Annotated in this window: 13 protein-coding genes; 9 read left to right on the top strand and 4 right to left on the bottom strand. The window is 49.4% G+C overall.

The genetic code is table 11. The features are described 5' to 3' along the window. Window positions 1–162 precede the first annotated feature (162 nt). The 3 genes from HPL003_RS10160 to HPL003_RS10170 all read left to right on the top strand — a co-directional run bounded on the left by HPL003_RS10160 (window position 163) and on the right by HPL003_RS10170 (window position 2845). Window positions 163–1608, top strand: a complete 1446-nt coding sequence (locus tag HPL003_RS10160) for an ATP-binding protein (RefSeq protein ID WP_014279541.1) — start codon at window positions 163–165, stop codon at window positions 1606–1608. Window positions 1609–1656: 48 nt separating this feature from the next. Next, the gene (locus HPL003_RS10165) at window positions 1657–2376 is read left to right on the top strand and encodes an NAD(P)H-binding protein (protein WP_014279542.1); all 720 of its coding nucleotides are present in this window, start codon (window positions 1657–1659) and stop codon (window positions 2374–2376) included. 88 nt (window positions 2377–2464) lie between these two features. Beyond that, complete coding sequence (locus tag HPL003_RS10170; protein WP_014279543.1) at window positions 2465–2845, top strand: RidA family protein; 381 nt, start codon at window positions 2465–2467, stop codon at window positions 2843–2845. Between the two features lie 90 nt (window positions 2846–2935). Here HPL003_RS10170 and HPL003_RS10175 read toward each other — a convergent pair whose 3' ends face one another. Then, window positions 2936–3691: a tryptophan-rich sensory protein gene (locus HPL003_RS10175; RefSeq protein ID WP_014279544.1), complete on the bottom strand. Its 756-nt coding sequence runs from the start codon at window positions 3689–3691 to the stop codon at window positions 2936–2938. A 408-nt stretch (window positions 3692–4099) separates the two neighbouring features. Between HPL003_RS10175 and HPL003_RS10180 the strand changes: the two genes are divergently transcribed. From HPL003_RS10180 to HPL003_RS10190, 3 genes are all read left to right on the top strand, one after another. Further along, window positions 4100–5050: a bile acid:sodium symporter family protein gene (locus tag HPL003_RS10180; RefSeq protein ID WP_014279545.1), complete on the top strand. Its 951-nt coding sequence runs from the start codon at window positions 4100–4102 to the stop codon at window positions 5048–5050. Between the two features lie 245 nt (window positions 5051–5295). Beyond that, window positions 5296–6420 (top strand): NADH-dependent flavin oxidoreductase, encoded by a 1125-nt coding sequence (locus HPL003_RS10185; RefSeq protein WP_014279546.1) that lies wholly within the window; start codon window positions 5296–5298, stop codon window positions 6418–6420. A 110-nt stretch (window positions 6421–6530) separates the two neighbouring features. After that, complete coding sequence (locus HPL003_RS10190) at window positions 6531–7118, top strand: GNAT family N-acetyltransferase (protein ID WP_014279547.1); 588 nt, start codon at window positions 6531–6533, stop codon at window positions 7116–7118. On the opposite strand, the gene HPL003_RS10195 is transcribed toward HPL003_RS10190, so the two are convergent. Together HPL003_RS10195 and HPL003_RS10200 are read right to left on the bottom strand one after the other, a co-directional pair. Next, window positions 7048–8709, bottom strand: coding sequence for a response regulator (locus HPL003_RS10195; RefSeq protein ID WP_014279548.1), 1662 nt, complete (start codon window positions 8707–8709; stop codon window positions 7048–7050). The two genes, HPL003_RS10190 and HPL003_RS10195, sit on opposite strands and share 71 nt — an antisense overlap. A 6-nt stretch (window positions 8710–8715) precedes the next feature. Then, window positions 8716–10530 carry a cache domain-containing sensor histidine kinase gene (locus HPL003_RS10200; RefSeq protein ID WP_014279549.1) on the bottom strand — a complete coding sequence of 605 codons (1815 nt, stop codon included), beginning with the start codon at window positions 10528–10530 and terminating at the stop codon, window positions 8716–8718. Between the two features lie 203 nt (window positions 10531–10733). On the opposite strand from HPL003_RS10200, the gene HPL003_RS10205 reads away from it, so the two are divergent. The 3 genes from HPL003_RS10205 (at window position 10734) to HPL003_RS10215 (ending at window position 13972) form a co-directional block, all read left to right on the top strand. Continuing rightward, a complete protein-coding gene (locus tag HPL003_RS10205) occupies window positions 10734–11615 on the top strand; it encodes a carbohydrate ABC transporter permease (protein WP_014279550.1) in 882 nt (293 codons plus the stop codon). After that, window positions 11616–12452: a carbohydrate ABC transporter permease gene (locus tag HPL003_RS10210; RefSeq protein WP_014279551.1), complete on the top strand. Its 837-nt coding sequence runs from the start codon at window positions 11616–11618 to the stop codon at window positions 12450–12452. It abuts the gene before it with no gap. Window positions 12453–12673: 221 nt separating this feature from the next. Beyond that, the gene (locus HPL003_RS10215; protein ID WP_043922359.1) at window positions 12674–13972 is read left to right on the top strand and encodes an ABC transporter substrate-binding protein; all 1299 of its coding nucleotides are present in this window, start codon (window positions 12674–12676) and stop codon (window positions 13970–13972) included. A 170-nt stretch (window positions 13973–14142) separates the two neighbouring features. Here HPL003_RS10215 and HPL003_RS10220 read toward each other — a convergent pair whose 3' ends face one another. Beyond that, window positions 14143–14685: a dihydrofolate reductase family protein gene (locus HPL003_RS10220; RefSeq protein ID WP_014279553.1), complete on the bottom strand. Its 543-nt coding sequence runs from the start codon at window positions 14683–14685 to the stop codon at window positions 14143–14145. Between the last annotated feature and the right edge of the window lie 70 nt (window positions 14686–14755).

The following is a 14755-nucleotide window of genomic DNA, read 5'->3' on the forward strand; positions in this document are numbered from 1 at the left end:
ATCCATCAGGGCGAGCCGTTGCGGTTCGTTTTTTTTATATAGGGATTTACGCATGTTATGACATGTCGAAAGCTGAAGCTTCATGTTATGATATACGAGAACGACAAAAGCGGTCTGCATAGGCCTGGCATCCAATTTTTCGCGCTATGGGAGTGTGAGTCCATGCAATTTTCAATGATGTTTCTAATGAATCTGGGGATGCTGATTGCTGTTGCCTATGTGGCGAATGTGATTTATAAATATGGGTTAAGCCGTACCTCTTCGCGATTTCAATATATCAGTTCGGTACTACTGGTGGTATTTGGTGGATGGGTTAGCTCTTGCTTCGGTTTTAACTTTAGCGAGACGGTTATTTTTGATCTGCGCTTTGTGCCGTTAATTATCGCGGCGTTGGTGTATCCCCGCTCCTATACGCTTATAATTATCGGGGTAGCGATCGGGCTTACGAGATTTACCTTCGGTGTGAATATGGCAGCGTGGGCCGGCTTTCTGAATATGAGCATTCTGGGCGTGCTGTGCGCCGGATTGAACTACTGGATGCGCCGTTCCACCTGCCGTCTGATTATTAAGGCATCGGTGACTATTTTAGCGGTTAATATCGTAAATACGTTGAATATTGCCTTTCTGGGCGTCATTCCATGGCACTATTATGTGGCGGAAGTTGTTCCTCTCACTTTGCCTATCGGCATTGTACTCAGCTTTTTATTTGCGCTGATTTTACGTGATTTTCAGATGGAGCAGATGCGTAATTATCAGATTATACAGGCGAATCAGCTATTATCAGAGCAGCGTGATGAGTTACAGAAGACGAAAATCATTTTGGAAGAACGGGCCAAGCAGTTAATGGTGGCTTCCCAATATAAATCCGATTTTATGGCAACGATGTCGCATGAACTGCGTACACCACTTAATAGCATTATTAATCTGGCGCAGATCATCAACGAGCAGGGAAAAGAACTGGATGAGGACGAGCTTTACCAGTACAGCGAGCTGATCTATGCCTCGGGGCATGATTTGCTCCAGTTGATCAATGATATTCTGGACTTGTCTAAAGTTGAGGCTGGACGGATGGAAATCGTCAGTGAGCCGGTCAGCGTGCGCGAGATTGCGCAGTTGATGATGATGCATTTTGAAGTCACTGCCAAGGACAAGAAGCTTGAATTCAGCTTGAGGGAGCATGGCGATATACCGGATGAAATTCGATCCGATCCCAAACGTGTGCAGCAAATTTTGCGCAATCTGTTGTCTAATGCTTTTAAGTTCACTCATGAAGGACGTGTATTGCTGGAAATCAGCACTCAGCATCTGGAACGGAAGGGGCAGGAGGGAGATTGGGTTGTATTTGCGGTAAAAGATACGGGCATCGGTATTTCCAAGCTTCAGCAGCATGTTATTTTTGAGGCATTCCAGCAGGCAAACGGTTCGATTAACCGCAAATATGGAGGAACTGGGCTGGGACTGTCGATTAGCCGCGATTTATCTCGCTTGTTGGGCGGTTTTATCCGTTTGGAGAGTGAGGAGGACAAGGGAAGCATATTTTCCCTGTACCTGCCCATGTGTCCGTCTGAAATCAAGGAGGCGGGCGAACAGCCGTTTAAATTAGCCTGATACCACAGGGCAGGGGCAGGCAGGTTACAGGCATAAAGGAGGTTTATCGTGGAACGTAAAGCGGTCGTTGTGGGTGCAACGGGGCTTGTCGGGGGTTATGTTGTACGGGAGCTGCTGGTGCAAAAGGAATACAGCCGCGTCATGGTTGTGGGCAGACGTCCGCTGAAAATCAAGCATCCCAAGCTGGAGCAGGCACTTATCGACTGGGAGCAGCCGCAGGAAGCGGCATTCGCCTTCGAGGGGGTTGATGATGTTTTTTGCTGCCTCGGGACGACGATGAAAAAGGCTGGCTCCAAGGAGCAGTTTCGTCAGGTGGATCTGGACTATCCGGTTCTGACCGCCCGGTTGGGCAAAGAGGCCGGTGCGGTGCAGATGCTCGCCATCTCCTCAATGGGAGCGGACCCGGATTCGCGCGTGTTTTACAACCGTACGAAGGGTGAGGCTGAGGAGGCGCTTGCCGATATTGGCTTGCCTGCGTTGCATTTGTTCCGTCCGTCGCTGATTTTAGGCACAAGGCCCGAACGTCGTTTTGGCGAAGCCGCCGCCGCTGTGGTGATGAAGGCACTGGATGGCGTGATGACAGGCAAACTGGCTTCCTACCGCGCCATCCCGGCCTCGGTGATCGCACGGGCTATGGTACGAATCGCTCTCGCGCATGCGAGTGGCGTACATATTTATCCGAACGATATCATTCGGGTCATCGGAGCTGAGCTGACACCCGGTGAGGATGAACCCGGCACAGAAACGGGTGCCGATAAAAATGTGTAAAACCACCCCAATTCATACGGAATAGTGGCTTTGGACTTCCCGTGCTATAATACGGAGAACCAGTATCAGGAAGGAGAATTCAACCTATATGAAAAAAACAATTGCCACTGAAAAAGCGCCCGGCGCTATCGGACCCTATAGCCAAGCTGTAGAGGCGGGCGGTTTTATTTACACCTCAGGACAGCTTGGACTGAATCCGGCAACAGGTGAGTTCGGTAAAGATGTACAGGAGCAGGCTCGTCTGTCCTTGAGCAACGTACAAGCTATTCTGGAAGCGGCTGGGAGCAGCCTGAACCAAGTCGTGAAAGCGACCGTATTCCTGAAAGATATGAACGACTTTGTCAGCGTAAATGAAGTATACAGCTCTTTCTTCGAACAGCCGTATCCGGCTCGTAGTGCGGTGGAGGTAGCTCGTCTGCCGAAGGATGCACTGGTGGAGATTGAAGTGATCGCCTTGAAAGGCGAATAGGCTGAAGGCATACAAAAGAACTTCCAAAATCCACACTTGATGTGGAAATGGAAGTTCTTTTATGCGTGTGGTATACGTGATGTGATTCCTTTAGTCTCGGTCCCGGTTACGGGCAAAGAACAGCCAAAGCGAGTACACCAGGATGATTGCGGCCAGAATGAATGCAGCCAACCGCACGTTCTCATTGTTCGGATGCTCGATGGCGATGGCGACGTAAGCCCACACGAACACAAGTGGATAAATGCTGTCACGATATGGGAAGCTGACCATGATAGCAAGCACGGTGCCCATGAACAGGATGATGAGCGCCCATGTAGTATCGCTGAGTCCCCAGCCGCTCCACTCGTTCTTTTCCAGTGCCACCGTGATGTTGATGATGGTAGCGACGGATACCCAGCCAAGGTTCAGACTGAACGGCAGCTTGACGAACCACATTTCTCCGAGGGTTGGTTGCGGCGTACGAGTGCGTACATATACGACAGACAGAGAGAGTAAGTACAGTATAATGACGATCACACACAGTTCTACATATACATACTGCCACAAAAAAATCCAGATCATGTTGAAGATACAGCTTAAAATAAAGAAAGCCCCGATAGACTGAACGCTCGTCTTGGTTTGTCCTGCCGATGTAGCCTGATACACAACAAAGCAGGCAAGCAGCAAGTAAATAACCGACCAGATGGAAAAGGCATAACCCGCAGGTGTCAGCAGGGTAGGGTACATATTGGATACGGCAGCGGTGCTTCTTCCGCCGATGGGAAGTGTGGAAGCCAGAATGTTAATGACGATGACAGCGATAAATGCAATGATATTCCACCATTTCAATGAATGGCTTCGTGACATAGAGGCATCTCCTCCTAAAATGAATGATGAACCGTGGAATGACCGACTGGTCACAATCTTCTACTATAGAATATACCCACTTTGCTGCCAAAATGTCCTTGTCGGGAAAAGTTCCATGCTACAAGTATTTGATTAAAAGATGTATGTATATGCAGTCATATGTAATCCAATGAAAAAAATTTTAAGCACTATATAAACTGAATTGAGAATTCACATGGAGTGCCACTACGCAGGCGGATGATGCTTCCCATCGCTGTCGCTCCCAGATTTCCCTGAATGAACGCACCATGGTAGAAATCCCGGGGGCAAAGGCGACCGCTATCGCTTGCACAGCATCATTCCGCCTACTCCGTTTCCCATATGAGTTTGCTCAAATTCAGCTTATATAGAAGTAAGGAGATAAGTAGAATGAAAGGATTGGAGAAAGTAGGGAAGTTCGTAGGAGGAACCTTTTCGATCTGGGTTATTTTATTTGCGTGTCTGGGATTATTCTTTCCTGCGGCGTTTACAGGGCTGAAAGGATACATACAGCTATTCCTTGGCATCGTGATGTTCGGTATGGGGCTGACGCTGTCTTCGGCTGATTTTCGTGAAATATTCCGGCGTCCGGTTGATGTGGCTATTGGTGTAGTCGGACATTATCTGATCATGCCGTTTTTGGCGTTTGCATTGGCGTTGGTGTTGCAGTTGCAGCCAGATATTGCTGTTGGCGTTATTTTGGTAGGCTGTTGCCCAAGCGGCACCGCGTCCAACGTAATGACCCTTTTATCAAAAGGAGACGTGGCGCTGGGAGTATCCATTGCTTCAGTGTCGACGCTGATTGCGCCACTGGCAACCCCGGCCATGTTCAGCCTGCTTGCTGGGCGATGGATGAATATTGATGCAAATTCGCTGATTATGGATATTCTCGTCGTGGTTATTGTACCGATTGTGCTGGGGGTTATCGTCAAATCGCTGTTTCGCAAACAGGCCGAAGCAAGTGTCAAGGCACTGCCGCTCGTATCGACGCTGGCTATTGTGCTGATCGTGGCGATTGTGGTCGCGGGCAGCAGAGGCAAGATTTTGGAAACCGGCCCGATTATTTTTGCTGCGGTGATTTTGCATAACGGCATCGGGTTCCTGCTCGGGTATTGGTTTGCCAAGCTGTTCGGCATGAATCTGTCCAAACGCAAAGCCGTTACACTGGAAACAGGGATGCAAAATTCCGGGCTGGGCGCTGCGCTGGCAGCGGCCCATTTTAATCCGGTTGCTGCTGTTCCGAGTGCAATTTTCAGCGTGTGGCACAACATTTCCGGCTCGCTGCTTGCGACCTGGTTTTCCCGTCGGGAAGAAAAGGACAGCACAGCCGGGAACAATTGAATTACTGTCGGTGGCTATGACAAGTGGCAAGGTTCAGATTTTTCGGACAGTTTAAGGAAGGTCAAAAGGTTAGATTTGACTTTATGGAAGCGGATCATTATACTGTGGTTGTTATAACCACTGTATTAAAGTAAGCAATATTACACATGCCTCATAAGAGTAAAGTTACTCTGAATTCGTATTTGACATCATGGTAACAGCCCATATTCGTCTGATCTGACTTAAATTAAAGGAGAGAGTACCGAATGAACCCGAAATATAAACCGTTATTTGATACTTTTACCCTGCCATCTGGCGTTACATTGAAAAACCGTATCACGATGGCACCTATGACCAACTTTGCGTCTCATGAAAATGGTGAGGTCAGTGACCAGGAGTTGGCTTACTACCGTGAACGTTCCGGCGGTGTAGGTGCTGTCATTACTGCTTGCGTGTATGTGACTCCAGATGGTAAAGGCTTTGTAAATGAGTTTGGCGCAGACAAGGATGAAATGATTCCGAGCCTGCGTCGTCTAGCTGACACGATTCATCAGGAGGGTGCAAAAGCAATTCTACAAATTTATCATGGCGGTCGTTTGTGCCCACCGGATCAAATACCGGACGGACAGCCGATCAGTGCAAGCGCGGTGGCTGAGGAAAAAGAAGGCGCACCTGTGCCACGTGAAATGACCACCGATGATATTCACCGTGTCATCCGTGCCTATGGCGAAGCGACTCGCCGCGCAATTGAAGCGGGCTATGACGGTGTGGAGCTTCACGGAGCGAACGGTTATCTGGTGCAGCAGTTCTTCTCCCCACATTCCAACCTTCGTACCGATGAGTGGGGAGGCAGCCTTGAAAAACGTATGACCTTCCCGCTGGCGGTTGTTCATGAAGTGAAGAAAGTGATTGCCGCGCATGCGAAGCAGCCGTTCATTTTCGGATATCGCTTGTCTCCCGAGGAAGGACATACGCCAGGCATTACATTGGACGATACGCTGGTGCTCGTAGACCGCCTGGCGGATGAAGGGCTGGATTACCTGCACATTTCCGTTAACCATTTCTTCGGTGGTTCGTTCCGTGACCGTAGCGACGAACGTTCACGTACCGTTATCATCCATGAGAAGGTTGGAAACCGCGTGCCGATTATGGGAGTCGGGTCGCTGAATACACCGGACAATGCACTTGCGGCGCTGGAGACAGGTGTACCGCTGGTTTCACTGGGACGTCCGCTTCTGATGGAGCCGCAATGGGTTCAGAAGGTGCATAACGGAACAGAAGATACCATCCGCACGACATTGTCCAAGCAAGCCCAACAGGAGCTGGTCATTCCGGACTATCTGTGGGGTGCGCTGACGACGATGCCTGGCTGGTTGACTGTTACGGATTAAATCTCGGATGAAATAGATGAGGATACCCTGGGTTGCTTCCATACACCCAGGGTATTTTACTGTTCCGTAGATTCATGCATACGACAAATAGAGAAAGAAGGAAACTGACAATGCTAAATCAGTCCAATGGCGCAAATTTGATCGCTTCCACCCATCCGGGGCTACAAATTCGACTTTTACAAGTAAGTGATGCAGAACGATTATTGGAGATTAGACGCGAAAATTTTGATTTTTTTAAGCCATTTGAGCCGGAACGGCCTGAAATTTACTTTACGCTGGAGGAACAGGCCCGCCTGATCTCCATTGGCCTTGAGGCTGCTCAAGCCGGGCAGGGATATACGTTTGGACTTTTTTTGCCGGAAAAGGATAAGCTGATCGGTAGAATGGAGCTATCAGGCGTGGCTAGAGGCCCTTTTCAAAATGCGAATCTGGGATACTTCGTAGATCCTGCATATCACGGACAGGGCTACGCCACCTCAGCAGTACAGGATATTGTACGTTACGCCATACATGAGTTGGGATTGCACCGTATACAGGCCGGGGTTATGCCAAGAAATACGCCATCCAATCGAGTAATGGAGAAGGCTGGATTTCGTCGGGAAGGACTGGCTCTAAACTATTTGAAGATTAATGGTGTCTGGGAAGATCATGTGCTGTATGCGTTAACGGCTGAGGATCTACAGAATGGCGTTTTCTGAACTCGCCAGGCGTGACACCCTCCAGTTTTTTGAATACCTTGCCAAAATATTTTTCATCTTGATAACCGACCATACCGGCAATATGATGAAGGCGGAGCTTGTCATTTAACAGCAGCAGCTTCGCTTTGTCCATCCTGATCCGACATAGATACTCGGACAGATTAACGCCGTATTCCTGCTTGAATTTACGAGAAATATATTCCCGACTGAGGTAAAAACGGCTCGCCATATCCTGTAGGGAAATGTCCTCGTCGTAGTGAGCATCCAGATAGCGGGCAATATCACGGATAACAGGATTGCTTGGGCTATGGCTTGGTGTAAGGGCCTGACCGGCTGCCAGCAGTCGGTTTTCGACCTGTTTCTGCCATAGACTCAGGGATAGCAAGCCCCGGTTGTCGATCGGCAGGGCAGGGATGGAGCCGTGCTCGTCTGCCAGTTCCTCCCCTGCGGCATCGTCGGGTCTGTCGTTCAGCCAGCGGGCCAGCATCCAGTCTAGCTCCTGATTCCAGCCGACCAGTTGCTCAGCCGTAACCGAAGGCAGGTCGGCTACGGCTGATATCCAGCGGCCAGCCGCCGCAGCTATACGACTGGCGTTGCAGCTGAGCGCACTAAGCCGAAGCTCCTCCTCCATCTCGGGAAGCTGGGGAAGACGCACCGCTTGTCGTGCTAGAGAGCTGTTGTGCAGCCAGTCTGTTGCTTGCAGCACATCTCGTTTCCACAATGCTTGCCGTGCTTCCTGGTAGGCTGTGGCGGCCGCCACGGGAAAGGCACCGAACGAGCCGATTCCGATGTGCATATAGCACCGCAACGCCGTTCTTATCCCTCTGTGGATATCCTGCAAGAGCTGCGGCCAGCGGGACGGTTCGCCCCAATACAGTAGAATAATTTCATCCATACGCTCCAGATGGCGGAACGCAATCCCGGTTTGGGAATTCCCGAGAAACTCGTTGCAGATGTTAATCAGGGAAAAGCCCAGAAGCGGGTGCCGCGTCTTGTATTTGTCCAGCATATCGGCATCCAGTTGAGTGGTGCTCATCACCGCTGCATTGCACATATGAATAGCCGCAGGAAGATGCAGTTCCTCACGTAAAGGCGTGATGGAAAGATGGGTATTCGCCGTACCGGATACCAGCTCGGTCAGGAGCTTGTCGGCATAGTGCGGCCTCATCCGGTTCACCTCAATAGCCTGCATCGTGCGCCTGTTCCGGTCTTGCTCCGCTGTCTGCCAGGCTTGAGTGGCTTTGGTTAAAGCCTCGTTAATCTCCACCGGGTCCACAGGTTTGAGAATATAGTCCATGCCACCCCGACGAATGACCTGCCGGACCAGCTCAAAATCGTCATAGCCGCTGACCACCACGACTCGGGTCGCGGGGGAATTCACCTGAATCCACTCCATCAGGGCCACCCCGTCCTTGCCGGGCATCCGCATATCAGTGAGTACAACAGGTGGCGAAAGGGCGGTGATGACCTCAATCGCCTGATCGCCCGACTCGGCTTCAATGACCTCAGTCACGCCGCAAGCTTCCCAATGTACAAGCATCCGAATGGCATGGCGCACATGCTTTTCATCATCCACAATCAGGACTTTCATGACAGGTCACTCTCCCTTAATATGAATTTCGGTATGAGCTTCGGTACGAATTACGAGTGTATAACGCACGCCATGAGGCAGAATATTGTCTACATACAGGGTATTAGAGCCGTCTTCGGAATGAAGCTGGATTCGCAGCAGCACATTACGAAGTCCGATAGAATCCGACTCGCCGGTGTTCGGTTCCTCATAGGCTTTCAGCGGACGTTTCAGCATATGCTGGAGCTGCTCCAACTCAGCCTGCGGAATCGATACTCCATTATTTTCTACTGTAATCTTCACGATTCCTTCCTGAATCCGGCAACCCGAAATTCGAATTTCACCATGTCCCAGCCGCGGATCAGCACCGTGTTTAAAGTAATTTTCCACTAGTGGCTGGAGAATCATTTTGGGCACCTGATCATCCAGGACCCCATCATCCCACTGGTAAGTGACCTCTAATTGCTCGCCAAAGCGTTCTTTTTGCAAATCAAGATATTGCTTTACATGCTCGGCCTCTTCCTTAAGTGTAACGACCGTATGATCCCGCATGTTATAGCGCAGCATTTTGGCAAGGGAAGAGAGCAGGGAATAGATTCGCGGCACCTCATGCTGTAGAGCGAGCGTTCCGATAGATGGTAGCGTATTGTATAAAAAATGAGGATTAATCTGTGCTTGAAGCGCTTTCAATTGATGCGTCTTGTTCGCCAGCTCCAGCTTGTATTCCCGTAAAATGAGATTGTTGATGGTATCCATCATCTGTCTGAAGCGGCGTGACAGCACGCCGATCTCATCATTGCTCATGGCCCGGATGTCTACATCCAGTTGACCGGACTGAATCTGGTTTATGTAGCGGGTCAGTCGCTTGATGGGCTCCGTGATTTTGATGGAAATCCACAAGGTGGCAACAATGACGAGCAGCAACGCTGCGCCTGTAATGACTGCATTGATCTGGGTCAGGCGGGTGGCCCGTAAATAAAGCGTTTGATTAGGGATTTTCTTAACGAGCGTCCAGCCTGACAGGTTGGCATCCAGCTTGCCGTACACCTGCAATGCCGTATCATCTTCAATGACTCCGTGCTTGCCTTCTTTAGAAATTCGATTAAGCAGGCCGGATTCCTTCCAGCGCGTTCCAATCGACGCTTCCTGTCCACTATATATGATCGTTCCGTTCCGGTCGATCAAAAACAGCTCCTCTGTATCTGCATTGTACAATTGACGGCAAATGCTGCGCAGCGGGTCCAGACGAACATCCATAGCAAGCACCCCGAGCGTCTCTGAAGAGGGAATGTTCCGAATCGCCCGATGGAGTGTGAACACCTGTCGCTGTGTGTTGTGCTCCGCATAGGAAACCGCCGAAAAGCCATACAAATGCTTCGTATGTGAAGGCTGGATGAACAATCCGGAAGAGCCGTAATGAATGGAACCGGGAAAGGGTGCCAGTCGGAATTCCCGAAGAGGGACCGTGCTGGTAATCAGCGTAGATTGCCCAGCCTCAAAAGAGTGCAAATACACCTGATCGATGCCTGACGAAGCATTCATCATCGTTTGCAGCGTGGTGTAAATTTCGGCAACGGCCCGGTAATCATTCGGAATTTTAGCCAGGTTGCGCAAGAAATGAGGATCATTATAGACTCCAATGGACGCGCGGTTTAATCCCTGTAAATAGTTATCCAGATTCGTAATTCCCTGAAAAATAAGCCGTTCATTTTCTTGTGTGGCCTGCTCTCGCAAGGATTGCTTGGTAAGAATGAAGGTCATGGTCATCGACAGCAGCAGTGGCAGAGTAACCGCAATTAAGAGAAACCAGATCAGGCGAGAACGAATGCTGTGGAATTTCATGCGAATAGCTCCTTTCACAATTCAAGGCAGGCCGAAGGTCAATATTTTCCCCCTGAATGGTTCACGATCTTGCGTGTTCTCCAGAGCGCTTATTCGACATAATGAACATGTGAACCACAATCGAATGGTCAAAGCGCCCATGCTGCTTGAGGAAGCCGTAAGGAGCGTTCCAGACACCAACAGACAACAAAGGGGGGATCGGCTTGAACCGCGCCAAATCGTCGCAATGGCTCCAGCAATGGATCTTCGTAGGGCCGTCGACGTTATTTTTCGTTATCATTATTGTAATCCCTTTCATGCTAGGAATGTACTATTCTTTTACAGAGTGGAATGGAGTTGCTAATCAGGCGAAGTGGGTCGGATTGGATAATTTCAGTCACATTTTACTGGATGATGACAAATTTAGGACAGCGTTCTGGTTTACGGTCCGTTTTACGGTGATTGGAGTAGTGGCTGCGAATATGATTGGTTTTCTGCTGGCGTATTTTTTAACCAAGCCGCTGAAAACCAAAAATATGCTGAGGACTATTTTTTTCATGCCCAATGTGATTGGAGGGCTGTTGCTGGGATTTATCTGGCAGTTTATTTTCGTCAAAGGATTTGCAGCGATTGGAGAGAGTACGGACTTGTCTTTCTTCAATCTGCCCTGGCTGGGAGATGAAATCACGGCTTTCTGGGGTATTGTGATCGTGTTTATCTGGCAAACCGCCGGATATTTGATGGTCATTTATATCTCTTCCCTGACCAATGTACCTCGGGATATGCTGGAAGCAGCCGAAATTGACGGGGCGAGCCGGATGCAAATATTAAGGTCGATTATACTGCCATTGATCATGCCTGCCGTTACGGTATGTCTTTTCCTGGCGATCTCGTGGTCGTTTAAAATGTTCGATCTCAATTTGTCACTGACCAAAGGGGGGCCCTTCGGTTCCACGGAGTCGGTCGCACTTAATATTTACAATGAAGCCTTTGTGAACAATCGTTATGGGCTGGGAACGGCCAAAGCACTCATATTCTTTATCATTGTTGCGCTTGTTACGAGCCTTCAGGTGCGTTTGACGAAAAGCCGGGAGGTGGAGGCGTAAATGGAAACGAGCAAGCGTTACCGTGCCGGAACATGGGTGACCGAGCTGGTCATGATTCTCGTCGCTTTGATATTCCTCGTTCCGTTTTATTTTTTATTCGTCAATTCGGTCAAAAGCTTTGGTGATCTACTCACCGATTCGGCGGCCTGGCCGCAAACGTTTGTATGGAGTAACTATGCCAGAGCATGGAGCATTACACGTTTTCCCGAGGCCTTATGGAATTCACTTGTGGTTACGGTGATCAGTAATCTGTCGCTCGCGCTGATCAGCTCGATGGCTGCTTACCGGATGGTCCGGCATCCGACGCGTTATAACCGGGTGCTGTTCACCCTGTTTGTGGCTGCAATGGTCATTCCTTTTCAATCCGTGATGATTCCTTTGGTTAAGGTCGTAAGTACGCTGGATTTGATGAACAGCATCGGTGGTCTGGTCATCTGTTATTTGGGATTCGGGGCGCCGATGTCCATCTTTCTCTTTCACGGGTTCGTCAAAGGCGTACCGGTTGAGGTGGAGGAGGCGGCTACGGTAGACGGCTGTACGCCTTACGGTGTGTTTTTCCGCATTGTATATCCGTTGATGCTGCCGATGATGGTAACGGTTATTATTTTGAATACGCTCTGGATCTGGAATGACTATCTGCTGCCTTCTCTTGTGCTGCAAAAGGCGGAGCTACGGACGATTCCAATCGCGACCTATGCCTTTTTCGGGCAGTACACCAAGCAATGGGATTTGGCATTGCCTGCACTGGTACTGGGGATCTTGCCAGTGATCGTATTCTTTCTGGCCATGCAAAAGTATATTATTCAAGGTATTATGGCTGGCTCAGTCAAGGGCTGAGTGCGGGATGAACTGAAAATGCACACGGTGTGCCACTCCGCAAATGGATGGTGCTTACCATCGCTGTTGCCTCCAGATTCCCCTGAATAAACGAATAAAGGTGGGAGTCTATAAACAAAGGCGAGCGCTATCGCTTGTTCAGCACCATTCCGTTGCTCCGTTTCCATATGGATTTTTCGAGTTCATCTTATTTGAAATTTAATATAGAAGGGAACATGAAAATGAGAACGCATACTTTTAAAAAGAGAGCCCAAGCCCTGATTCTGCTTCTCGCTGCGTTTGCCCTTGTTCTGGCAGGTTGTAACAGTAGCGGTGGTGAACAAAATGCAGGAAAAGAGGAAGCTAAGGAAAAGACGATTCACATTTTTCAGTTCAAGGTGGAAATTGCAGAGGCACTCAATCGCATGAAGGCCGAATATGAAGCTTCCCATCCGGGAATCAAGCTTGATATTCAGACCGTGGGCGGAGGTAGCGACTACGGGGCGGCCTTGAAGGCGAAGTTTGCCTCCGGGGAGCAGCCGGATATCTTTAACGTAGGAGGCTACCGCGAGCTGGATACGTGGCTGGAATATTTGGAGGACCTGTCTGACCAGCCTTGGGTCGGTGACGTGGTCGATGTCGCCAAGGAGCCGATGACCAAGGACGGCAAGCTGTACGGTCAGCCGATGAATCTGGAGGGCTACGGCTTTATTTATAACAAGGATTTATTCAAGAAAGCGGGCATTACCGAGACACCCAAAACACTGTCTGAGCTGGAAGGAGCTGCCCAAAAGCTCCAAGCCGCAGGAATTACACCTTTTTCTAATGGATATCAGGAGTTTTGGGTGCTGGGCAATCATTTGCTGAACGTGGCATTTGCCAATCAGCCGGACCCGTCAGCTTTCGTGAAGGGACTGAATGATGGAACAGCGAAAATCCCGGGCAACGCTGTATTCGCTGAGTGGATTAAGTTGTTCGATCTGACGCTCAAGTACGGCAATTCCAAACCGCTGACGACCGATTACAATACGCAGGTAACAAATTTTGCTACGGGCAAGGCCGCCATGATGCAGCAAGGGAATTGGACCCAAGTACAAATTGACGGGATTAATCCAAAGCTGAATCTGGGTATTCTGCCTATGCCGATTGGTGAAGACGCAGCAGCCGGAGATAAGCTGTTTGTAGGAGTCGCCAACAACTGGGTGGTTAACAAAAATTCATCTGTCAAACCCGAGGCGAAGGAGTTTTTAAACTGGATGGTGACATCCGAACAGGGTAAAAAGTATATCACCAAGGAATTCAAATTCATTCCGGCGTTCAAGAGCATCAAGGGGTCAGAGGCTGATATGGGCCAATTGGGTGCCGAAGTGGTGAAATACAGTCAGGAAAACAAGCTGCTGGGCTGGTTCTTTAGCCGCTATCCTGAAGGAGCGCAGCAGGAATTCGGCAGTCAGATGCAAGCCTATGTGGCGGGTAAATCGGATGCCGGGAAACTGTTGGAGGATTTCCAGAGCACGTGGGATAATTTGAAGACCAAATAGTTAAATAGCCTACGCGATACAGCCTTCGGATTTCAGGGAGATTGCATAATCCTGAAATCCGAAGGCTTTTCTGTAAACAGAAATATATAAGCCAAACTCGAAAAATGTACATAAAAACGAAGTAGGCGGAATGGTGCTGTACAAGCGAAGCGGTCGCTTTCAAGTTCAGCTTATAGATGATAATGAAGCAAAACGATATCCCCGCGGCGTTCTATCTCTTTGAGTTCAAACGTACTTGGCAACGTTCCTTCCGGAAATAGAGGTATTCCTTGTCCGAGTACTTTGGGAATGACTGCAATGATAGCCTCCTCCAGCAGTCCCTCCCGCATGAAGGCCTGAACTAACTGGCCTCCACCCACCAGCCATACTCCACCTTCCGATTGTTCTTGCAGACGCGGAACAAGCTCAGACAGAGCTTCGTCTGTAAACGTAACATGCGGTGCTTGCTGATGCTTCGCTAATGACCGGGTAAGTACATAACACGGCTTGCCAGCATAAAGCAAATCATCTGAAAGCTTCAATACCTCCTCATACGTTAACCTGCCCATCAGCACCGTGCCTACGGTGTCGTAAAAGTCGGCATATCCATTGTCCCCGCCGTCCCCTTTGACATCATAAAGCCAGTCCACAGAGCCATCTGGCAGCGCTATATACCCGTCGAGACTCATGGCAATATACAGCACGATTTTGCTGCGAGATTTTGTATCCTTCATAGCTCATCACTCCTTTCTATCTCTATGTTACAATGTATTTATGACATATGATGTCGTAGTTAAATTGCGT

The sequence above is a fragment of the Paenibacillus terrae HPL-003 genome (assembly GCF_000235585.1).
Lineage (GTDB): Bacteria > Bacillota > Bacilli > Paenibacillales > Paenibacillaceae > Paenibacillus > Paenibacillus terrae_B.

Excerpts from the sequence above, each read along its gene's own strand:
- HPL003_RS10215 (WP_043922359.1), top strand. The coding sequence starts at position 12,674 with ATGAGAACGCATACTTTTAAAAAGAGAGCCCAAGCCCTGATTCTGCTT.
- HPL003_RS10185 (WP_014279546.1), top strand. The coding sequence starts at position 5,296 with ATGAACCCGAAATATAAACCGTTATTTGATACTTTTACCCTGCCATCT.
- HPL003_RS10195 (WP_014279548.1), bottom strand. The coding sequence starts at position 8,709 with ATGAAAGTCCTGATTGTGGATGATGAAAAGCATGTGCGCCATGCCATT.
- HPL003_RS10180 (WP_014279545.1), top strand. The coding sequence starts at position 4,100 with ATGAAAGGATTGGAGAAAGTAGGGAAGTTCGTAGGAGGAACCTTTTCG.
- HPL003_RS10200 (WP_014279549.1), bottom strand. The coding sequence starts at position 10,530 with ATGAAATTCCACAGCATTCGTTCTCGCCTGATCTGGTTTCTCTTAATT.
- HPL003_RS10175 (WP_014279544.1), bottom strand. The coding sequence starts at position 3,691 with ATGTCACGAAGCCATTCATTGAAATGGTGGAATATCATTGCATTTATC.
- HPL003_RS10210 (WP_014279551.1), top strand. The coding sequence starts at position 11,616 with ATGGAAACGAGCAAGCGTTACCGTGCCGGAACATGGGTGACCGAGCTG.
- HPL003_RS10220 (WP_014279553.1), bottom strand. The coding sequence starts at position 14,685 with ATGAAGGATACAAAATCTCGCAGCAAAATCGTGCTGTATATTGCCATG.
- HPL003_RS10160 (WP_014279541.1), top strand. The coding sequence starts at position 163 with ATGCAATTTTCAATGATGTTTCTAATGAATCTGGGGATGCTGATTGCT.
- HPL003_RS10170 (WP_014279543.1), top strand. The coding sequence starts at position 2,465 with ATGAAAAAAACAATTGCCACTGAAAAAGCGCCCGGCGCTATCGGACCC.
- HPL003_RS10190 (WP_014279547.1), top strand. The coding sequence starts at position 6,531 with ATGCTAAATCAGTCCAATGGCGCAAATTTGATCGCTTCCACCCATCCG.